The following is a 20565-nucleotide window of genomic DNA, read 5'->3' on the forward strand; positions in this document are numbered from 1 at the left end:
CCGGCCGGAGGCGCCCGTACCCCCATTCCCAAAAGGAGTCCGTCATGCGAAGACGCATCACACTCCCGGTGCTCTCCGGCGCCGCCGTCCTGACCACCCTCGCGGTCGCCGCTCCCGCACTGGGCCACGGCTACGTCTCCTCGCCCCCGAGCCGGCAGGCCAACTGCGCGCAGGGCCGGGTCGCGAACTGCGGCGCCATCCAGTACGAGCCGCAGAGCGTCGAGGGGGTGAAGGGCTTCCCGAGCGGCGGCCCCGCCGACGGCAGCATCTGCGCCGGCGGCCTCAGCCGGTTCGCTGAGCTGAATCGCACCAGCGGCTGGCCGGCCACGTCGATCGGTGCCGGATCCCGCAGCTTCAGCTGGGTGCTGACCGCCCGGCACGCCACCACCAAGTGGGACTACTACATCACCAACAACGGGCCGAACGTGGCCCGCAGCAACCTCACCCGGATCGCGTCGTTCAACGACGCCGGCCGGCAGCCGCCGCCGACCGTCACCCACACCGTCAACGTGCCGTCGCGCTCCGGCCGTCAGGTGATCCTCGCGGTCTGGGACATCGCCGACACCGGCAACGCGTTCTACTCCTGCATCGACGTCGACTTCGGCGGCGGCGGGGGCAGCAACCCGCCGCCGAACCCCGGCCCGACGAACCCGCCGCCGAACCCCGGTCCGACGAACCCGCCGCAGCAGCCCGGCGGCACCTGGAGCGTCGGCACCGCCTACCAGGTCGGCAACACCGTGACCTACGGCGGCGCGAGCTACCGGTGCCGGCAGGCGCACACCGCCATCGCCGGCTGGGAGCCGCCGAACGTCCCCGCCCTCTGGGAACGGATCTGACGCGGTCGCGGACCCGTGCCCGCCCGGGCACGGGTCCGCGTCGGCCCGCCCACGGTCACCGGGAGGAGCACGGATGAGACCGTCCACGATCGTGGTTGCGGTCGCGGCCCTGACGTTGCTCGCCGGGTGCGCGACCGGCGCACCCGCGTCCGCGCCGGACCGGACGCCCGGCGCGGCGCCGACCGCGTCGCCGTCAGGGGCGGCGTTCAACGCCACGGACGTGATGTTCGCGCAGATGATGATCGCGCACGAGGCGCGGGGGCGGGAGCTGGTGCGGCTGGCCCAGAGCGGTCCGGTGCGCCCCGCGGTGCGGACGCTGGCCGCCGCGATCGAGGTCACCGAGGCCGCCGAGACCGAGACCATGACCGGGTGGCTGCGCGCCTGGGGCCAGCCGCTGACCGCCGACCCGGACGCGCACGCGGCGCACGGCGGCCTGCACGGCACGTCCGACGCGCAGGTGGCCGCGCTGCGGGGCGCGCCGGACGCCGAGTTCGAGCGCGACTTTCTGAACCTGATGATCGCCCACCAGCACACCGCGGTCGAGTACGCCCGGATGGCGACCGCCGCCGGCGTCAACCCGGACGCCGCCGCGCTGGCCCGCCGGGTCGACCAGTCGCGCTCGGCGCAGGTCACCCAGATGCTCGGTCTTCTCCGTTAGCCCGGCCGCGGACCCCCCTCTTCAGCCCGACCGCCCTCCTCCCGGAGTACCCCCGATCCGCGCCGCCGCCCCGATTCCGGCCCGCGTTTTGCCGTGATCGGGGCGGGTAGTCCGCCCAGCGATCCCACCGCTGGATAGAGAGGGGGGCGCATGGCCCTCGGAGGCAGCGGTAGCGAGCGGGGACCGGGGCGGGTGGTGGCGATCGGGGGCGCGGAGCGCTCCCGCGCCGGCGGTGACGCCATCCTGCGACGCTTCGTCGAACTGAGTGGGGGCGCCGCCGGCCGGGTCGTCGTGGTGGCCACCGCCAGCAGCGAGCCGGACGTGGTGGAGGCGAACTATCTGGGGCTGCTCACCGCAATGGGCGCCGGCCAGGTGCGCGCGCTGCGGTTGGAGACCCGCGACCAGGCCAACGCCGACGACGCGGTGCAGGCGCTGATCGAGGCGACCGGGGTCTTCTTCACCGGTGGCGACCAGGCGCGGGTGGCGGAGATGCTGCGCGGCACCCGCGTCGACTCCGTGCTGCACACCCGGCTCGGCACCGGCGAGCTCACCCTCGCCGGCACCAGCGCCGGCGCCGCGATGATGTCCGGCACGATGATCATCGACGGTGGCCGGGAGGGCGGCATCGCCGCGCGCTCCGTACGGATCGCCGCCGGGCTGCAGTTCCTGCCGGGGGTCCTGATCGACATGCACTTCGCCGAGCGGGGCCGGCTCGACCGGCTGCTCAGCGCCGTCGCCCTCTACCCGCACGCACTGGGGCTCGGCATCGACGAGGACACCGCGATCGTGGCGGAGGGCAGCCGGTTCGAGGTGATCGGCACCGGTGGGGTCACGGTGATCGACGGCGGGTGCGCCACCACGATCAGGACCGCGGAGTACGACGGGAAGCCACCGGCGATGCTCGGGGTCTGCCTGCACGTCATGCCCGCGGGCTACAGCTTCGACCTCGACGGTCGACGCCCGTTGGTCGCCACCTCCCCCGGCAAACATCGCGAGGTGATGTGATGGAGGTCCTGGGCATCCGTCGGCTGCGCGGGCCGAACGCGTACCTTGAGCGGCCGGTCACAGTGGCCCGGCTCCAGCTCGGCGCGCTCGCCGGGCGGGAAACCTGCGACTTCGCCGGCTTCACCGACCGGCTGTTGCAATGCCTGCCGGGGCTCGCCGAGCACCACTGCGCGGCCGGCGCGCCGGGCGGGCTGGTGCGGCGACTGCGCGAGGGGACGTACTTCGGGCACACCGCGGAGCACGTCACGATCGAGCTGTCCCATCTCGTCGGCCGCGACGTCCACTTCGGGCGCACCACCTCCGCCGGGGAGCCGGGACTCTACGACGTCATCATCGAGTGCCCCGCGCACGAACCGTGCGACTCGTCCATCCCGGACGAGCTGCTGGCGCTCGCGGTCGAGCTGGTCCGCGACGTCCTGGCGGGCCGGCCGCCCCGCCACGAACCGGCACTGTCCGCGCTACGCGAGCGGGTGGAGAGCGAGGCGCCGGGCCCGAGCACCGACTCGATCATCGCGGCGGCCCGCCGGCGGGGCATCCCGGTGGAGCGGGTCGGCGGGCTCAGCCTGCTGCGGTTGGGGCACGGGCGCCGACGACGGCTCACCTGGGCGGCGATGACCGATCAGACGCCGGCGATCGGGGTGGACCTCGCCGGCGACAAGGAACTGACACGGCGGCTGCTGGACCAGGCGGGGGTGCCGGTGCCCGCCGGCGGCGCGGCCGACACGGTCGAGGGGGCGCTGGCGCTCTTCGCGGAGATCGGCGCTCCGGTGGTGTTGAAACCCCGCGACGGCCGGCAGGGCCGGAACGTCCACGTCGGGCTCTCCGACGAGGCCGCGGTGCGGGCGGCGTTCGACGTCACCGGCGGCGCGGTGGTGGTGGAGCGGCAGCTCGGCGGGCGGGACTACCGCGTCCTGGTGGTCGGCGACGAGGTCGTCGCGGCGGCCGAGCAGACCCCGGCGCACGTCGTCGGCGACGGAACGAGCACCGTTGCCGCCCTCGTCGACGCCGCCAACACCGATCCGCGGCGCGGCGCGGGACACTCCCGGTTCCTCAGCCGGCTGCGGCTGGACGACACGGCCGGTGCGCTCCTGGCCGCGCAGGACCTGCACCCCGGCGCCGTCCCGCGGCCCGGCCGGGTGGTCTGGCTGCGCCACAGCGGCAACCTCTCCACCGGGGGCACCAGCCGCGACGTCACCGACCAGGTGCACCCCGACGTCGCCCGGATGTGCCGCCGCGCCGCCCGCATCATCGGCCTCGACATCGCCGGCATCGACCTGCGACTGCCGGACATCGCCGCTCCGGTCCCGCCCGCCGGCGCGCGGGACACCGACGGCGGGGTGATCGAGGTGAACGCGGTGCCCGGCCTGCGGATGCACCTCGCGCCCTGCGCGGGACCGGCGCGTGACGTGGGCGCGGCGATCGTGGACGCGCTCTTCCCGGACGGCGGCGACGGGCGGATCCCGACGGCTGCGATCACCGGCACCAACGGCAAGACCACCACGACGCGCCTCACCGCCCACCTGATGTCCGAACCCGGCCGCTGCGTCGGCATGACCACCACCGACGGGGTCTACCTCGACGGCCGGCTGGTCCAGCACGCGGACGCGACCGGGCCCCGCTCGGCGCAGATCGTGCTCGGCGACCCGGCGGTGGACGTGGCGGTGCTGGAGACCGCGCGTGGCGGCATCGTCCGCGGCGGGCTGGGGTACGACCTGAGCGACGTCGGGGTGATCACGAACATCACCGCCGACCACCTGGGTCAGGACGGGCTGGACACCGTCGAGGACGTGGTGCACGTCAAGGCGCTGGTCGCGGAGCGGGTGCGCGACGGCGGGACGCTGGTGCTCAACGCCGACGACCCGCTGGTACGCGGGCTGGTGCAGCGGCCACGGACCGGGGCGGCGCGCAAGCGGCTCGTGTGGTTCAGCACTCTGCCCGACAACCCGCTCGTGCGGGGGCATCTCGCGGCCGGTGGAACGGCGTACCTGCTGCGCGACGGGTGGCTGGTCGAGGCGAACGGGCGCGATCGCACCCCGCTGCTGCCCGCCGCCGAGCTGCCCGGCAGCTTCGACGGGCGCGTCACGTACATGGTGGAGAACGCCCTCGCGGCGGCCGCCGCCGCCCGGGCGCTCGGCGTCTCCCCCGACGCGGTCGCGCACCGCCTCGCGACCTTCGAGCCGGTGCGCGCCAACCCCGGCCGCGGCATGCTGTGGCGGCTGGGCGAGGTGAACGTGTTCGTCGACTACGCCCACAATCCGGGGGCGATCGCGGCGGTGACCCGCAGCCTGCACGAGCTGTGGGGCCCCGACCGGTGTGTGGCGATCGTGACCCTGCCCGGCGACCGCCGCGACGACCTGCTCGCCCAGTCCGCGCGGATCCTCGCCGACGGCTTCACCCGCGTGGTCGTGTACGAGGACACCGACCTGCGGGGTCGCGTCTCCGGCGAGATGCCGGCGCTGCTCTGCCGCGAGCTCATCGCCCGCCGCCCGGAGCTGCGCTGCGAGCAGACCACCGACGCGTCGACGGCGTTGCGCCAGGGGTTGAAGCTGGCCGCGCCGGGGGAGGTCGTGCTGCTGCTGTACGAGAAGCTCTCCGACGTGGTCCCGCTGCTGGAGGAGGCGGGCGCGACGCCGACGGGGCGTCCACTGACGCTGGCGGTGCGGCGGTGACCGGACCACGTCGCGGCGGCCACGCGGTCGCGGCGTCGACGCAGTGGATCGACGACGCGGGCGTACGGCAGCCGGGCGGCGAGGTGCACGCCTGGCGGCCGGGGCAGAACCAGACGGTGTGCGGGCTGGCGTTGAGCCGATCGTCGCTGCGCCGCTTCCCGCACGTGCCCTTCGACTTCACCGCCACCGACGTGGTCGGCGCCGGCGACGACATCGGCTGGATCTGCCCGCGCTGCACCGCCGCGACCGGGGGCCGGCGCGGCCGGGGCTGGACCCGCACCGCGCCCCGCCCCTGATCCGACGCCGGGCCTCAGCGCTCGGCCTCCTCCAACGGGGAGGCGACGCGGGCGGCCGGGTCCTCCACGCCCGGCTCGCCGCCGCCGGGGGCCACCATGCCGTCGTAGTTGTAGACCGTGCGCTGGTCGCGCTGCTGCGTGGTGCGGATGTACCGGTGGATCATCCCGTCGATCTTCAGCTCCAGGAGCGCGGTGCCACCGGCGCTCACGGAGTCCTGATCACGCGGGCCGCCCACCAGGATCGCGTCTGCGTCGTTCGTCATGATCGCGCGATACCCGTGCCCGCTCCGACGCAAACGCGCCGCCGATCAGCTCCGCGAGTACGCCGTTGTCGGTGAGTGCGGCGGGTACCTCCCGGCCGAAAGCTCCGAACTGGACGATGCCGGCGACGGCTTCCGCGCACAGCACAGGAACAGAGGACCGTGGTCCGGCGGTCGCGCGCGGGACGCGGTAGGTTTGGGTCGTGCCGAGCCCCGCGTTTGTCCGTCCGTTGTGGTGGGCGGCGCTGCGCTCGATGAGACTGCTCCGCTCATTGCGGGTGTGGACCGGCGTCGCGATGACCGCCATGGCGCTGGCGCTCGGCCCGGGGGTCGCGGACCCGGCCTCCCATCCGGCGCCGCCGCCGGCCACCGCGGTCGTCGCGGCCCACGCCGACCGGCCGGCGCACGCGCGACCGCACGCCGCCGCCGATCACGTCGACGACCGCCACCCCACGCCGGCGACGCGCCCGCCGCTCGCGGAGAGCGCGGACGTGCGCGGCCGGGACACCGCGGACCGGCACGCGCACGGCGACGCGCATCCCGCGCCGCTCGGCCAGCGGGCCCCGCCCCGCCGCTGATCGCCCGAGCGCCGTCTCGACGGCCGGCTCATTTCTTTCGCCTTCTGCACCGCGCGCTCCCGCGAACCCGTGCCGGGTATCCACCACTGACGCCGCAGAAGATCATGCGGCTTCCCGAGCGCTGGCTGATCACGTCCGCATCGTTCGCTGTGAGGTGTCCCCCCATGGAAACCCCTCTCTCCGCCCTTCTGCTCGATGTTCCGCAGGCGACCGTGATCTGGTTGGTCCTGTTGGCCGCCGCGGCGCTCGCCGTCGGCGGGTTGGTCGCGTTCCCGGTCCGGACCCGGCGCGGCGTCGCCGGTCGGATCCGGCGGGCGGCGCTGTCCCCGGATCCGCGGCTCGCCGCCGAAGCCGACGAGCTGACCCGCTACGCCGAGGAGGTGTCGGTCGCGTCCGAACGGGCGGCGACGACGGCACACCGCCGCCGGCAGGAGTGGCTGGCGACGCAGGAGGCGGCGGAGTCGGCGTGGCAGGCGTACGACGCCGCGGAGGCGGGGGTCCGCCGGCTCACCGCCGCGGCGGCCCTGCCGCTCCCGCGCACCCCGCGGACCCCCGCCGAGTACGCCGACCGGGAGCAGTACCTGCACCGTGCGGCGCTGCGCGCGTACCGGCGCAAGCAGTTGTCCGTCGGGCAGCTCATCGCGGCGCTGGCGCACGACGACGGGTGGGACCCGCGGCGGCATCCGGTGGCACAGGAGCTGGCGCTGGCCCGGATCGTGCGCGACGGGCTGCGGGCGCGGCAGCGCGCCGCGGCCGAGCGGGAACGGGCGGCGTGGCGGGACGCCGACATCGCGGCCGCCGCCGCGCGGAGCCTGCGGGACGAGGCGCTGGCCGCCGCGGCACGCGCCCGCGCGGCGCGACAGCAGCTGACGACGCCCCCCGCGCTGCGCCGACCGGCCGCCCGGCCCGCGCGGCCACGCACCGCGACGACCGCGCTGCGCCCGCACGGCCGGCCCGAGACCCGCCTCGTCTAGCCTCGCCGGGACGGGCCTGCCGGTCGGCGCGGTGCTCGCCGCGCCGGACGTGCCGGACGTGCTCGCCGCGGTCGACCGGTCGACCGGGCGGGGCGGGACCGGACGACCGGGTCGCAGCCGGAGCCGGCAGCAGCCGGCGTGTGGGCGTGACACACTTCCGCCCAGGGGGTGGGCGATGCCCGACGCGCTGCACTACCGTCGTCTGACGACGGACGATGCGGTCGCGGCGGCCGGAACGCTGGAACCGGTGACCGCCGCGGCGTACCCGGGGCCGCCGTCGGAGACAGGCCCCGACGCCGGCGGGTTCACGGCGCGGCTGCGGGCCGACGCGACGCGTCCCGGCTTCGCGATGGTGGTGGCGTACGACGGCACCGAGCCGATCGGCTTCGCCTACGGGCATACGATGCCGGCCGGTCAGTGGTGGCCCGACACCGACCGGCCGGCGCCGCCGGAGATGGCCGAGTCCGACGCGTTCGCGGTGATCCGTTGGGCGGTGCTGCCGCGGCGGCGGGGCCGGGGAATCGGGCAGCGGCTCCTCGACGATCTGCTCGGCGGCCGCCCCGAACAGCTCGGGATCGTCGCCGTCGACCCGGCCGCCCCGGCCCGCGAGATTTTCGCGGGGCTGGGCTGGCGGCGCGTCGGCTCGACGCCGACCGCGGACATCATGGTCGCGCTGATCAACTGCGCCCGCTGACGGTGCACGGCCTGCCGGCCGCGCCGCAGGCGGTAGGTGCAGCGACTGTTTGGACACAATGAACACCGCACAGCAGGGTCCACTATGGTTCGACCGACCATGCTGGCCGGTGCGGCGCTGTGGTACCAGTGGACGCCCGCCCTCGACCCCACGTCCGCGATAGAGGCAGTCGATCGAAAGGAGCTCGGAACGTGTCACTCGAGGTGGGCGTGTTTGTGGCAGCCCTGACTCTGATAGTTCTGGCAGGCGCAGCCGTCGGTTTGTGGCTCGGCAAAAAGGCGACGGTCACGCCGCTGGTTGCCGCCGGTCTAGTAGCCACCACGGTGGTCGTTGTGCTGTTGGCGATCGGCCTGGTGAAGGGAAATGTGCAGCCGGCTGCTGCGGCGGCGGCAAGTTGGCTCGTCATCATGTCGGCGATCGCAGCAGACGCATCCCGCGTAGGGCGTAGGAAGGCCGCGATCGGCGGAGGCCTGGGTGGTCTTCTCGCCGTGCAGGCAGCGCTCATCACCTTCGTCGTCACCCGGTTCAGCGCCCAGGACGCGCCTCGCGAATACGTTCTGCTGTGGCTACCAGCAGCCCTGACAGGTGCTGTCAAGGATCTCGGCGAACCGGTAGGCGCGGCGGACGAGCCCCTGTGGCTGCGCATCTCGCAGGAAGCGGGACCGATGCTCTGGCTGCTCAGTTTCGCCACAGCCGTCATCGTGGCGTGTGTCGTCCAACCGATGCGGCAGCCGTCCGCCGAGCCTGCGGGCGAGGCGGTCAGCTAGTACGGTCGGCTCGCTGGCGGTCGAGAGGATCCCGCAGGTTGCGCGATATACCTGTCAGTCATTTATGCCTGACAGGTATATCGGCCGTGCACCTGGTAGGTGTCGGCGGGCGCGTCGCGGCGCCGTACCGGGCCAGCACCAGATTGGCGACGGCCGGATCGGCGGCCCGCGGGGGCGTCGTCGCCGATCTTCAGTCGGCGGTGCGGGTGACCACGACGGGGCATTCGGCGTGTTGGAGGACGCCCTGGCTGGTCGAACCGAGCAGCAGGCCGGCAAAGCCGCCGCGCCCGCGCGAGCCCACGACCACCAGCGCGGCGTCCCGGGAAGCCTCGACCAGCCTCCCCGGCGGGCTCGCCTCGATCACCTGCTCGCGCACCTCCACCTCGGGAAACTGCGCGCGCAGCGGCGCCAGCGCGTCCGTCGCGGTCGCGCGGGCCCGCCGCTCCACCGACGCCGGGTCGAAGTCCTCGCTGAACCCGGCCGCCGTCGCCTCGGGCAGGCTCAGCGGCGTCGGCCGCTGCCAGGCGTGCACCGCCAGCACCGGCACCCGCCGCCAGGCCGCCTCGGCGAACCCGAACCGCAGCGCCGCGTGCGACGGCTCCGAGCCGTCGACGCCGACCACCACCACCCCGCCGGGGTGCTCCTCCCCGCGGACCACGGCCGTCGGGCAGCGGGCGTGCCCGGAAACCTGGACACCGACCGAGCCGAGCAGCAGGCCGGCGAACCCACCCCGGCCACGGGAGCCGATCACCACCAGGGCGGCGCGCCCGGAGGCCTCCACGAGCACCCGGGCGGGACCGCCGAGCACGGCCTCCGTCGAGACCTCGACCCCGTCGGCCGCCCCGCGGGCCGCGTCGGCGGCGGTCGCGAGCAGGTCGTCGGCGGCCCGGATGTACTCCTCGGGGACGACGTCGGGGGTGACCGCCAGGACCGGCATCGTGGGCACCGGCATCGGCGGCGAGTACCCGTACACCAACCGCAGCGGGTCACCGACGGCGCGGGCGCGGCGGGCCGCCCAGCGGACGGCGTCCAGGGACTCGCCGGAGCCGTCGACCCCGACCACCGTGCCGCGTGCCGCGCCCATCCGACCTCCCGCACCGCCCCCGGTCACACCGTAACCCCCGACCCCCCGGCCGCACTTCCGGTCGTCGCAACGCGCGCGCCGGGTCGGGTACTCCGCGCACCCCCGCCACCCATACCGCCGCGTGTAGCAGCGGTTGCGTGAGGCGCGATCCGGACCCGCCGACCACCTAGAGTGGGTGGCATCGGCCGCGGTGGATCGGACGCGGCGCGATCAGCAGGGAGGCAGCATGCCCCGTCTCACCGGCGTCAACATCGGCGCGCCGGATCCGCACGCGCTCGCGGCGTTCTACGCGGCGCTGCTCGACTGGAAGATCGGGCGTACGGAGGAGCACGACGTCTGGTTGGAGCCGCCGGACGGCGGTCGGGGCCTCAGTTTCCAACGCGAAACGGAGCACGTGCGGCCGAGCTGGCCGGCCCGTCCGGGTGACCAGCAGATGATGATGCACCTGGAGATCGGGGTCGACCATCTGGAGTCCGCGGTGGCCCGCGCGGTGTCGCTCGGCGCGACCGTTGCCGAGTTCCAGCCGCAGGACGATGTCCGGGTCTGCCTCGACCCGGCCGGCCACCCGTTCTGCCTCTACGTCGCGGATTAGTCGCTGCGCGATCGTCAGGAAGTGTGGCGGGCGAGGGGGTTGGTCAGGGTGCCGGCGAACTGCAGCGAGCCGGCCGGGTCGTTGAGGTCGACCATCTGCTGGTTGTTGCGCAGCTGCAGCCGGTTCAGGCAGGAGAGCGCGAACTCCCCGACGAACAGGTCGTACCGGCCGAACCGCTCGGCGAGTTGCGGGTTCGCCGCCTGGTGGTCGCGCACGCAGGCGGCGACCGTCGCCCAGAACGCCTCCTCGGTCAGCACCCCGGCCTCGGCCAGCAGCGCCGACAGGAACCGGAAGAAGCAGTCGAAGACATCCGTGAAGATCGACAGCAGCTTCACGTCGTCGGGCACCGCCGCCCGGATCCGCTCGACCGCCGGGGGCAGCGGCGCGTCCGCGTTCATCACCACGATCTCCTCGGCGATGTCCTTGAAGATCGCCCGCTGCGGGACGCCCCGCTCGTCGAGCACCAGGATGACGTTCTCGCCGTGCGGCATGAAGGCCAGGTCGTACGCGTAGAAGCAGTGCAGCAGCGGCGTCAGGTAGGCGTCGAGGTAGCGGCGCAGCCAGTCGACCGGATCGAGACCGGAGCCGGCGATCAGCGCGCCGGCCAGCGGGACGCCGTCGCGGTCGACGTGCAGCAGCGACGCCATCGTCGCCAGCCGCTCCCCCGGCGCGAGCAGCGGCACCGGGCTCTCCCGCCAGAGCGCCGCCAGCATCTTCCGGTACGGCGAGCCCTTCGGCGCCGCGGCGGCGTACTGCGCGTGCCGGTAGCCGACCGCCGCGCGTTCCCGCAGGATGGTCAACCCGCTCCGCTTCAACACCTCGTCGCCGGCGATCAGCGCGGCCAGCCAGTCGTTGATCGCCGGCGTCGCCTCCATGTACTCGGCGGAGAGCCCGCGCAGGAAGCCCATGTTCAGCACCGACAGCGCCGTCTTGACGTAGTGCTTCTCCGGGGCGCTGGTGTTGAAGAAGGTCCGGATCGACTGTTGCGCCCGGTATTCGTCGTCGCCCTCCCCCAGGCAGATCAGCCGGCGGCGGGCGACCTCGCCGGCGAACGTCACCGCGAGCCGGTTCCCCCACTGCCACGGGTGCACCGGGATCAGGTGGAAGTCGTCGAGGTTCAGCCCGAGCCCGGCCATCGTCGCGGCGAAGCCGCGCAGCGTCGACTCCCCCAGCTCAGCCGAGATCAGCCGGTCGTAGTCGAGGTCGGCGCTGCTGGTGAACGTGGACCGGTCGCGGTGCGCGGCGACCCACAGCAGCCGGACCGGCCGGCCGGCCTCGGGGGCGTACGCCTGGTATTCGGCGATGTCGAAGCCGAGCCGGCCGTTGTTGGCGACGAAGCAGGGATGGCCCTCGGTCATTCCGGACTCGATCGCCTGGAAGCCGGCACCGGCCAGCTCGGCCGCGGTCAGCGGCGGACCGGCGAGCTTGAACGCGGCGCTGGCCAGCGTGCTGGTGATCTCCTCGAGGTAGACCGGCAGCACCTGCTCGCCCAGGCCGAGCGTCCGCCGCAGATCGAGGATCAGGTCGAGCGCGTCGAGCGGCAGATCCGCGCCGACCCGCTGCCGGGTGATCGTGTCGGGATCGATCTGCCAGTGGTCCAGCGCCCGTACCGTCGCGGCGAACCGGTACTCAACCTCCCCGTCGTCGGCGGTGACGCGGTAGCGGCCGGAGGAGAGCGGCTCCGGGTGGAGCAGTCGCTCGTGGGCGAACTCGGCGAGCGCCTTGCGGACGAGTAGCCGGTTGGCGCGCTGCCAGTGCGCGGGGGTCAGGTGGGCGACAGCGTCGTTCATCGGCTGGCCTCGTACTGGTCGCGGGTGCAGATGCTGAGGTAGGCGTCCTTGGTCGGCAGGCGGACTGTGTCGACCACCCGGAAGCCGACGTACGCGTTGAGCGCGTGCACGGCGGTGTTGCGCACGTCCGGTTCGACCACGACGCGGCGGGTGGCCGGGTCGGCGAAGAGCAGCTCCATGACGGTGACGATCACGGCGCGGGTGAACCCGTGCACCGGGGTGTCGGTCGGGGCGACCAGGAAGTGCATGCCGACGTCGCCGGGCTGCACGTCGTACACCCCGCCGAGCTCGCGCCCCGGGTCGTAGCGCTCGACGAGGAACGCCGGGCGTCCCTCGTGCAGACCGAGGAAGGCGTCGTGGTCCGGCCGCGCCGCGATCGTGGCGTACTCGCGCACGACGGCGGCCTCGTCGGCGTCCTGCATCAGCCAGTACGCGGACTTGGGGTGGGTGACCCAGCGGTGCAGCAGCGCGGCGTCGCCGAACGGGTCGACCGGCCGCACGGTGAACTTGCCGAGCCGCTCATCGGTGCGGGTGAACACGGTCATGCCCCGACCCCCGCGGGCGCCCCGAACTCCTGGAACGCGATGGACTTCTCGATCGGGTAGTGCTCGCGGCCGAGCAGCTCCCGGATGATGCACGAGTTGCGGTAGGCGGCCATGCCGAGGTCGGGGGCGACGAAGCCGTGGGTGTGCAGCTCGGCGTTCTGCACGTAGATCCCGCGGCCGGTGACGTCGATGCTGTAGTTGCGGCGGACCGCGAACCGGCCGGCGTCGTCCCAGACGATGCGGTCGGCGATCGGGCCGAGAAACGGCGGCACCTCGTAGCGGTAGCCGGTCGCCAGCACCAGCGCCTGCGTCTCCAGGGTGAAGTCGCGCCCCTGCTCCTCCTGCCGCAGCCCCAGCGTGTACGTGCCGGTGGTGGCGTCGTAGCGGGCGCGGGTCAGCGCGGTGTTGGTCATCAGGCGGCTCGGGCAGGAGCCGGTGACGTTGCGCTGGTAGAGCAGGTCGAAGATGGCGTTGATCAGCTCGGTGTTGATGCCCTTGTAGAGGTTCTTCTGCGACGCCGAGAGGCGGTCACGGGTGTCCGCCGGCAGCGCGTGGAAGTAGTCGGTGTACTCCGGGGAGGTCATCTCCAGCGTCAGCTTGGTGTACTCCAGCGGGAAGAACCGGGGCGAGCGGGTGATCCAGGTCAGCTCGTACCCGTGGGTGTCCATCTCCTGCAGCAGGTCGTAGTAGATCTCCGCGGCGCTCTGGCCGCTGCCCACGACGGTGATGCTCCGCCGGGCCTGCAGCGTCGCCTTCGCCGGCAGGTAGCCGGAGCTGTGCACGGCGTCGCCGCCGAGGTCCCGGACGGCCTCCGGCAGGTACGCCGGGGTGCCGGTGCCGAGCACCAGCCGCCGGGCCCGGAAGGTCGTCGGCTCCGCGCCGGCCAGCGCGTGCACCAGGTACACCGCGTCGGTGTCGTCGTACTCCACTGTGGTCACGCGGTGGCCGAAGCGGATCGTGTCGAGCTTGCCGGCGGCCCACCGGCAGTAGTCGCGGAACTCGGCCCGCAGCGGGTAGAAGCTTTCCCGGATGTAGAACGGGTAGAGCCGTCCGGACTCCTTGAGGTAGTTGAGGAACGAGTACGGCGAGGTCGGGTCGGCGAGCGTCACGAGGTCGGAGAGGAACGGCGTCTGCAGGGTGCTGCCCGGCAGCAGCATCCCCGGGTGCCAGTCGAAGTCCGGCTCGGCCTCCAGGAACACCCCGTCGAGGCCGTCGATGGGCGCGGTCAGGCAGGCCAGCCCGAGGTTGAACGGGCCGAGCCCGATCGCGACGAAGTCGTGGACGCGGTCATCACGCGTGAACAAGGCGGTCTCCCAGGTGTGCGCGGGCGTGCCCGGCGATCAGGTCGAGGACCTCGGCGATGTCGCGCACCGAGGTACGCGGGTTGAGCAGCGTGAACTTGAGGTAGTGCCGGCCGTCGACGACGGTCGCGGCCACCAGCGCCTCCCCGGAGGCGGCGAGCGCGGCCCGGGCGTGCAGGTTGGCGCGGTCGATCGCGTCGGGCGTCACGCCGGCCGGCTCAGCCGGCAGGTACCGGAAGACCAGCGTGCTCAGCTGCGGCCGGGCCACCACCTCGAAGCGCGGGTCCTCCGCCAGCAGCGTCCAGGCCTCGGCGGCGCGGTCGACCACGGCGTCGAAGAGCTCCCCCACGCCGTCGGCTCCCATGATCCGCAACGTGAGCCAGAGCTTCAGCGCGTCGAACCGCCGCGTGGTCTGCAGGCTCTTGTCGACCTGGTTCGGGATGCGGGCCTCGGCGCTGTGCGCCGGGTTGAGGTAGTCGGCGTGGTAGGTGACGTGCCGCAGCGTCGCCCGGTCACGGACCAGCACGGCGCTGGAGCTGACCGGTTGGAAGAACGACTTGTGATAGTCGACGGTCACCGAGTCGGCGCGTCCGATGCCGTCGAGCAGATGCCGGCGGCGGGAGACCAGCAACCCGCAGCCGTACGCGGCGTCGACGTGCAGCCACACCCCGGCCCGGTCACACAGCTCGGCGATCTCGGGCAGCGGGTCGATGCTGCCGAAGTCGGTGGTGCCGGCGGTGGCGACCACGGCCATCGGGACCCGGTCGTCGCGCCGGCAGCGGTCGAGTTCGCGGGCCAGCGCGCCGGCGAGCATCCGCCGGTCCCGGTCGCACGGCACCGCGACCACCGCGTCGGGGCCGAGCCCGAGCAGCAGCGCCGCCTTGGTGACGCTGAAGTGGGCGCACTCGGAGGCGAGGATGCGCAACCGCGGCAGGATCTCCGGCCTGCGGAACCCCTCCTTCTCCCGCAACCGGCACGCCTCCTCGCGGGCCAGCAGCAGCGCGTGCAGGTTGGACTGCGTGCCGCCGCTGGTGAACACTCCGTCGGCGGCGTCGCCGAGCCCGAGCCGCGACGCCGTCCAGTCGATCAGGTGGCGTTCGATCAGGGTGCCGCCGGCGCTCTGGTCCCAGGTGTCCAGCGACGAGTTGACCGCCGAGAGCACGGCCTCGCCGAGCAGCGCGGGGATCACCACCGGGCAGTTGAGGTGGGCGAGATAGCGGGGGTGGTGGAAGTAGACCGCGTCGCGCAGGTAGACGCGCTCCAGCTCGTCGAGGGCCGCCGCCGGGTCGCCCAGCGGGCGGTCCAGGTCGATGGCGGAGATCTCCGGGGCGAGCCGGTCCGGGGTGATCCCGGTGAACGGCCGGTCCCGTCCGACGAGTTGGCCGACGACGCGGTCGACACCGGCGGCGACCAGGGCGCGGTAGTGGTCAATGTTCTGCTCGTCGAACAGCTGGGCGGCGCTGGTCACGGGCGTGGGGGTCACGGATCGTCCTTCCGGAACGGTCAGTCGTCGGTGGGTGCGGCGCCGGAGATCGCCTCGGCGATCAGGTCCTCTTCGGTGGCGCCGCGCCGCCAGTAGCCGGTGAAGGTGATGCGTGAGCGGTCGAGACCCCGGTCGGCGACGAGGTGACGGCGGAGCGCGCGGACGGTCGCGGCCTCGCCGGCGATCCACGCGTACGGTGTGCCGGCGGGCAGCGTCGCGGCGCGGACCGCGTCGCACAGCGCCATCGGCCGGGCCCGGTCCCGGATCAGCCAGGTGACCTGCTCGTCGGCGACGGTGGGCAGCGGGCGCAGGTCGGCGGCGTCCGGCACCTCGATCCAGACGCGGGCGCGGGTGCCCGGCGGCAGCCAGCCGAGGATGCCGGCGAGCGCGGGCAGCGCGGTCTCGTCGCCGGCGAGCAGCACCCAGTCGGTGCCGGGCGGCGGCCGGAAGTCGACGCCGGCGTTGTCGGCGACGACCGGCGCGAGGACGGTGACGGGGTCACCGGGGCGGGCCCGCGCGGCCCAGCGTGAGGCCGGGCCACCGTCGCCGTGCAGCGCGAAGTCCACATCGAACTCGTCGGGGTCGCGGCGCTGCTCGCGGACCGTGTACGAGCGCATCACGGCGCGGACCAACGGGTCCATCGCGCGCCACTGCGCGAACCAGTCCTCCCCGGTGGGCACCACCGGGAAGTCCTGGTACGGGTGCGGCAGGAAGAGCTTGAACCGCTGGTCGCGGCCGCCGCTGGCGAACCCGGCCAGACCGTCCCCGGCGAAGGTGACCCGCAGCATCGACGCGCCGACCCGGCGGGTCCGGGCGACGCGCAGGTCGAAGAATTCGAACGGCGTCCTGGTCACGGTGGTGGTCATCGCGCCTCAGCTCGCCTTCTTCGCGTTCCGCAGGGCGGTGGCCAGGGCCTCGATCAGCGGCGCGCAGCCGGCGTAGCTGAACCGGGGCTCGCTCAGCCAGGGGGTCACCTGGCCCGCCTTGACGGCCGGCAGCGTCGTCCAGGTCGGCTTGGACCCGAGGTCCTTGGGCTGCAGCGCGGAGGTGCGGCTGTCGAGCAGGATCAGGTCCGCCGGGTACTTGTCGGCGTTCTCCCAACTGAGGTTCTCGAAGAAGCCGCCGGTGACGTTGGCGGGATCGACGAACGTCACCCCCAGCTCGCGGAAGTAGCTCAGGTCGGCGTAGACGTCGGGGTCGGAGACGTAGAGCAGGTCGGCGCTGGCCGAGGCGGCCATGACGCGGATCCCGCCGTTGGCCTTGGCGGCGGCGCGCAGCGTCTCGGACGCGCGCTCGAAGCGGGTCTTCGCGTCGGTCACCGTCGGGGCCGACAGGTCGGCGCCGAGTGACGCGGCGAGGTCGGAGTAGCGCTGCAGGACCCTGCCCAGCGAGACCTTGGCGACGGTGAGGCCGACGCTGGGCGCCAGCGGCAGGATCTTGTCCTTGCTGTCGTCGGGCACGAACCACAGCGCGTTCGGCTCGTACATGTTGGTGACCAGCAGCTCGGGGCGGAGCGCCGCGTACTTCTCGATGTTGAACTCGCCCCACGCGTTGCCCAGGATGGTCACCTTGTCGACGTCGAGGCCGCCGGCGAGCGGGTCCGGCTTGCCGTCGGCGAGCTTCGTCGGCCCGAAGACGCCGGCGATCCGGTCCCCGACGCCGAAGTCGTGCAGCGCGGCGGCGGTGCCGACGTACGCGACGACGCGCTGCGGCCGGGCCCCCGCGCTCGCCTTCTGGCCGCGGTCGTCGGTGAACGACCAGCCATCCCCGCCGTCGGTGGCGCCGCCGGTGGTGCTCCCGCCTCCGCAGGCGGTGAGCAGCGCTCCCAGGCCGAGCGCACCGCCGGCGGCGAGCAGGCCGCGGCGGGTGATCCGGGGGGCGGGAACGTCGGGCATGATCGTGCCTCCAGAGCGATGTGTGGATCTCGATGTCGCCAAAGCGATGCGAACCCGGGGGATGTCCGCCCGGGCGAAGTGGTCTAAGGTTAGCCTTGCCTAAATCACGATTGTCAAGTGGATCCGGCAAACCTGCACTTTTCGTCCATATCGGAGCTGGTACGTGTCCATCACCGAGTCACCCGCGAGCGCCGAGCGTTCCGCGGCGGCCCCGCCCGCGGCCGCACCGCCCGGCCCCCGCGGCTTCCCGCGCGCCGCCGGACTGCTCGCGGCGCTGCTGCTGGTGGCCGCCGTCGTCGTGCTGAGCCTCGCGATCGGCGCCCGGCACCTGTCACCGATCGACGCGTGGCACGGGCTCGTGGACGAGCACTCCGCCAACTACCCGGTCGTACGGCAGATGCGGCTCCCCCGCACCCTGCTCGGACTGCTGGTCGGCGCCGCGCTGGGGGTCGCCGGCGCGCTGATGCAGGCGCTGACCCGCAACCCGCTGGCCGACCCCGGACTGCTGGGCATCAACGCCGGGGCCTCGGCCGCCGTGGTCACCGCGATCTCGCTACTCGGCATCACGTCGCTGACCGGCTACGTGTGGTTCGCGTTCGGCGGCGCCGCCGCCGTCGCCGTGCTGCTGTGGAGCGTCGGCGGCGGGCGCACCGCCACGCCGGCCCGGCTGGCGCTGGCCGGCACCGCCCTCAACGCCGCCCTGTTCGCCTACGTCAACGCGGTGCAGCTGCTCGACACCGCCGCGCTCGACCGGATGCGGTTCTGGACAGTCGGCTCCCTGGCCGCGGCCCGGCCGCGGACGGTCGTCGAGATCGCCCCCTTCGTCGCCGCCGGCCTGCTGCTCACCGCCGCGCTGGCCCGTCCGTTGAACGCGCTGGCCCTGGGCGACGACGCCGCCCGCGGGCTCGGCGCCCACCCGACGCGGGTCCGCGCCGGCGCGATCGTCGCGGTGACGCTGCTCTGCGGCGCCGCCACCGCCGCCGCCGGACCGATCGTCTTCGTCGGCCTGATGGTGCCGCACCTGGTACGCCCCCTCACCGGTCCCGACCTGCGCTGGCTGCTGCCGTACTGCGCGGTGCTCGCGCCGTTGATGCTGCTCGGCGCCGACGTGCTCGGGCGGGTGCTCGCCCGCCCCTCCGAACTCCAGGTCGGCATCGTCACCGCGGTGCTCGGCGGAGCGTTCTTCGTCGGGATCGTCCGACGCGCGAGGCGGGCCGGGGCATGAGGACAGTCGTGCTGCGCACCCCCGGCGGACTCTCGCTGCGGTTCCGGCCCCGGGCGCTGGCCGTGGGCGTGGTGTGCCTGTTCGTCGCGCTCGCGGTCGCCGTGGTCGCCATCGGCAGCGGCGACTATCCGATGCGCCCCGGCGACGTGCTCCGCACGCTCGGCGGCGCCGGCTCCGCCGCCGACGCGTTCATCGTCAACCAGGTGCGGCTGCCGCGGGCCGTCACCGCGCTGCTCGCCGGCGCCGCGCTCGGCCTGGCCGGGACGGTCTTCCAGTCGCTGGTCCGTAACCCGCTGGGCAGCCCCGACATCCTCGGCTTCACCCAGGGCGCCGCGACCGGGGCGCTGGCCGCGATCGTGGTCGTCGGCGGCGGGACCACCGCGGTGGCCACCGGCGCGGCGCTCGGCGGGATCGCCACCGGGGCGGGGATCTACGTGCTCGCCTGGCGGCAGGGGGTGCACGGCTACCGGCTCGTACTCGTCGGGGTCGGCGTCGCCACGATCCTCACCGGCGTCAACGGCTACCTGCTGACCCGTACCCCGATCACCGACGCCGCCCGCGCCGTGCTGTGGCTGACCGGCAGCGTCGACGGGCGCGGCTGGGGCGACGCGACCGTGCTGCTGGTGGCCCTGGCCGGCGCCGCGCCGGTGCTGCTGTTCGGCTGCGGGCGGGCGCTGCGGGTGCTGGAGATGGGCGACGACGCCGCGCACGGGCTGGGCGTCCGGGTGCAGCCGCTGCGGCTGGTGGTGCTCGCCGCCGCCGTGCTGCTCTCCGCCGCCGCCGCGGCCGCCACGGGCCCGGTCGCCTTCGTCGCGCTGGCCGCCCCGCAGCTCGCCCGGCGGCTCACCCGCGCACCCGGACCCAACCTGCTGGCCTCGCTCTGCATGGGCGCCGCCCTGCTGATCGCCGCCGACCTGGCCGGGCAGCGGCTCGTCCCCGGCCACCAACTCCCGGTCGGCGTCATGACCGGCGCGGTCGGCGGCGCCTACCTGGTGTGGCTGCTCGCCACCGAACGCCGGGCGAGCCGGCTGTGAACACGACATTCACCCGGGACGAAGGACGGACCATGACTCGACTGAGCGGCACGGGGCTCACCCTGGCGTACGAACGGCGGACCATCGCCGAGGGGCTGACGGTGGCCATCCCCGACCGGTCCTTCACGGTCATCGTCGGCCCGAACGCCTGCGGCAAGTCGACGCTGCTGCGGGCGCTGTCGCGCACGCTGAAACCGAAGGCCGGCACCGTGCTGCTCGACGGGCGCGACATCCACGGGCTGCCCGCCCGCTCCGTCGCCCGCACCCTCGGGCTGCTGCCGCAGTCGTCGATCGCCCCGGACGGCATCACCGTCGCCGACCTGGTCGCCCGCGGCCGGTACCCGTACCAGTCGCTGCTGCGGCAGTGGTCGGAGGAGGACGAGCGCGTGGTGCAGGAATCGATGGCGGCCACCGGCGTCGCCGACCTGGCCGGCGCGTACGTCGACGAGCTCTCCGGCGGCCAGCGCCAGCGGGTCTGGATCGCGATGGCGCTGGCCCAGCAGACACCGCTGCTGCTGCTCGACGAGCCGACGACGTACCTGGACATCGCCCACCAGATCGAGATCCTCGAACTGTGCGACCGCCTGCACCGCGAGCAGGGCCGCACCCTCGTCGCCGTGCTGCACGACCTCAACCACGCGGCCCGGTACGCCACCCACCTGATCGCGATGCGCGCCGGTCGGATCGTCGCCGAGGGCGAGCCCGGCGAGATCGTCACCGCCGAGCTGATCGAGGAGGTCTTCGGCCTGCCCTGCCGCGTCATCGACGACCCCGAGACCGGCACCCCCCTGGTCGTCCCCGCCGCCCCCGGCCGGCGACCGCCCTCCCCCGTCGATCAGGGGCTCGTGCACACGGCCTGAACCGGCCGCCGGCTCCCCC

The 20565-nt window shown here is 73.9% G+C and carries 21 protein-coding genes; 13 read left to right on the plus strand and 8 right to left on the minus strand.

All coding sequences use genetic code 11. From position 1 onward, the window contains the following. The first annotated feature begins 44 nt into the window (after window positions 1-44). The 5 genes from BLW47_RS20055 to BLW47_RS20075 all read left to right on the plus strand — a co-directional run bounded on the left by BLW47_RS20055 (window position 45) and on the right by BLW47_RS20075 (window position 5464). Window positions 45-836 (plus strand): lytic polysaccharide monooxygenase, encoded by a 792-nt coding sequence (locus tag BLW47_RS20055; RefSeq protein ID WP_091560205.1) that lies wholly within the window; start codon window positions 45-47, stop codon window positions 834-836. A 73-nt stretch (window positions 837-909) separates the two neighbouring features. After that, window positions 910-1494 (plus strand): DUF305 domain-containing protein, encoded by a 585-nt coding sequence (locus tag BLW47_RS20060; RefSeq protein ID WP_091560208.1) that lies wholly within the window; start codon window positions 910-912, stop codon window positions 1492-1494. A gap of 150 nt (window positions 1495-1644) precedes the next feature. Next, window positions 1645-2499, plus strand: coding sequence for a cyanophycinase (locus BLW47_RS20065; protein ID WP_091560211.1), 855 nt, complete (start codon window positions 1645-1647; stop codon window positions 2497-2499). Continuing rightward, the gene (gene cphA, locus BLW47_RS20070; RefSeq protein WP_091560215.1) at window positions 2499-5168 is read left to right on the plus strand and encodes a cyanophycin synthetase; all 2670 of its coding nucleotides are present in this window, start codon (window positions 2499-2501) and stop codon (window positions 5166-5168) included. The genes BLW47_RS20065 and cphA overlap by 1 nt, the downstream gene beginning before the upstream one ends. Further along, on the plus strand, window positions 5165-5464 hold the full coding sequence (locus BLW47_RS20075; RefSeq protein ID WP_091560218.1) for a hypothetical protein: 300 nt from the start codon (window positions 5165-5167) through the stop codon (window positions 5462-5464). Before cphA ends, BLW47_RS20075 begins: the two co-directional genes overlap by 4 nt. 14 nt (window positions 5465-5478) lie before the next feature. Here the strand turns inward: BLW47_RS20075 and BLW47_RS20080 are convergent, their stop codons facing one another. Further along, the gene (locus BLW47_RS20080) at window positions 5479-5727 is read right to left on the minus strand and encodes a hypothetical protein (RefSeq protein ID WP_091560222.1); all 249 of its coding nucleotides are present in this window, start codon (window positions 5725-5727) and stop codon (window positions 5479-5481) included. A 200-nt stretch (window positions 5728-5927) separates the two neighbouring features. On the opposite strand from BLW47_RS20080, the gene BLW47_RS20085 reads away from it, so the two are divergent. From BLW47_RS20085 to BLW47_RS20100, 4 genes are all read left to right on the plus strand, one after another. Next, window positions 5928-6302 (plus strand): hypothetical protein, encoded by a 375-nt coding sequence (locus BLW47_RS20085; protein ID WP_139307385.1) that lies wholly within the window; start codon window positions 5928-5930, stop codon window positions 6300-6302. 164 nt (window positions 6303-6466) lie between these two features. After that, a complete protein-coding gene (locus tag BLW47_RS20090) occupies window positions 6467-7276 on the plus strand; it encodes a hypothetical protein (RefSeq protein ID WP_091560228.1) in 810 nt (269 codons plus the stop codon). Between the two features lie 175 nt (window positions 7277-7451). Beyond that, entirely contained in the window at window positions 7452-7970 is a 519-nt protein-coding gene (locus BLW47_RS20095; RefSeq protein WP_091560231.1) for a GNAT family N-acetyltransferase, read from the plus strand. A gap of 191 nt (window positions 7971-8161) precedes the next feature. Next, entirely contained in the window at window positions 8162-8737 is a 576-nt protein-coding gene (locus tag BLW47_RS20100) for a hypothetical protein (protein ID WP_091560235.1), read from the plus strand. A 190-nt stretch (window positions 8738-8927) separates the two neighbouring features. Here BLW47_RS20100 and BLW47_RS20105 read toward each other — a convergent pair whose 3' ends face one another. Continuing rightward, entirely contained in the window at window positions 8928-9821 is an 894-nt protein-coding gene (locus BLW47_RS20105; RefSeq protein WP_091560239.1) for a universal stress protein, read from the minus strand. Between the two features lie 226 nt (window positions 9822-10047). Here BLW47_RS20105 and BLW47_RS20110 point away from each other — a divergent pair, with 226 nt between their 5' ends. Continuing rightward, window positions 10048-10413 (plus strand): VOC family protein, encoded by a 366-nt coding sequence (locus BLW47_RS20110; protein ID WP_091560243.1) that lies wholly within the window; start codon window positions 10048-10050, stop codon window positions 10411-10413. Between the two features lie 14 nt (window positions 10414-10427). Here BLW47_RS20110 and BLW47_RS20115 read toward each other — a convergent pair whose 3' ends face one another. From BLW47_RS20115 to BLW47_RS20140, 6 genes are read right to left on the minus strand one after another with little or no spacing between them, the layout of a single operon-like run. Beyond that, on the minus strand, window positions 10428-12203 hold the full coding sequence (locus tag BLW47_RS20115) for an IucA/IucC family protein (protein WP_091560248.1): 1776 nt from the start codon (window positions 12201-12203) through the stop codon (window positions 10428-10430). Then, complete coding sequence (locus BLW47_RS20120) at window positions 12200-12748, minus strand: GNAT family N-acetyltransferase (protein ID WP_091560252.1); 549 nt, start codon at window positions 12746-12748, stop codon at window positions 12200-12202. Before BLW47_RS20120 ends, BLW47_RS20115 begins: the two co-directional genes overlap by 4 nt. After that, window positions 12745-14052, minus strand: coding sequence for a lysine N(6)-hydroxylase/L-ornithine N(5)-oxygenase family protein (locus BLW47_RS20125; protein ID WP_091560255.1), 1308 nt, complete (start codon window positions 14050-14052; stop codon window positions 12745-12747). Before BLW47_RS20125 ends, BLW47_RS20120 begins: the two co-directional genes overlap by 4 nt. Continuing rightward, window positions 14039-15556 carry a pyridoxal phosphate-dependent decarboxylase family protein gene (locus BLW47_RS20130; protein ID WP_217634911.1) on the minus strand — a complete coding sequence of 506 codons (1518 nt, stop codon included), beginning with the start codon at window positions 15554-15556 and terminating at the stop codon, window positions 14039-14041. Before BLW47_RS20130 ends, BLW47_RS20125 begins: the two co-directional genes overlap by 14 nt. Next, entirely contained in the window at window positions 15553-16398 is an 846-nt protein-coding gene (locus tag BLW47_RS20135; protein WP_091560262.1) for a siderophore-interacting protein, read from the minus strand. The genes BLW47_RS20130 and BLW47_RS20135 overlap by 4 nt, the downstream gene beginning before the upstream one ends. A gap of 6 nt (window positions 16399-16404) precedes the next feature. Beyond that, window positions 16405-17427, minus strand: a complete 1023-nt coding sequence (locus tag BLW47_RS20140) for an ABC transporter substrate-binding protein (protein ID WP_091560266.1) — start codon at window positions 17425-17427, stop codon at window positions 16405-16407. A 121-nt stretch (window positions 17428-17548) separates the two neighbouring features. Here BLW47_RS20140 and BLW47_RS20145 point away from each other — a divergent pair, with 121 nt between their 5' ends. Genes BLW47_RS20145 through BLW47_RS20155 form a run of 3 tightly spaced genes read left to right on the plus strand, consistent with a single transcriptional unit; the run spans window position 17549 to window position 20546 of the window. After that, the gene (locus tag BLW47_RS20145; RefSeq protein ID WP_217634912.1) at window positions 17549-18652 is read left to right on the plus strand and encodes a FecCD family ABC transporter permease; all 1104 of its coding nucleotides are present in this window, start codon (window positions 17549-17551) and stop codon (window positions 18650-18652) included. Then, on the plus strand, window positions 18649-19686 hold the full coding sequence (locus BLW47_RS20150; RefSeq protein WP_091560274.1) for a FecCD family ABC transporter permease: 1038 nt from the start codon (window positions 18649-18651) through the stop codon (window positions 19684-19686). The genes BLW47_RS20145 and BLW47_RS20150 overlap by 4 nt, the downstream gene beginning before the upstream one ends. Before the next feature lie 32 nt (window positions 19687-19718). Beyond that, window positions 19719-20546, plus strand: coding sequence for an ABC transporter ATP-binding protein (locus BLW47_RS20155; RefSeq protein ID WP_091560278.1), 828 nt, complete (start codon window positions 19719-19721; stop codon window positions 20544-20546). The last annotated feature ends 19 nt before the right edge of the window (window positions 20547-20565 follow it).

Origin of the sequence: Micromonospora pattaloongensis, from assembly GCF_900107255.1 — a bacterium.
GTDB classification, from domain to species: domain Bacteria; phylum Actinomycetota; class Actinomycetes; order Mycobacteriales; family Micromonosporaceae; genus Micromonospora_I; species Micromonospora_I pattaloongensis.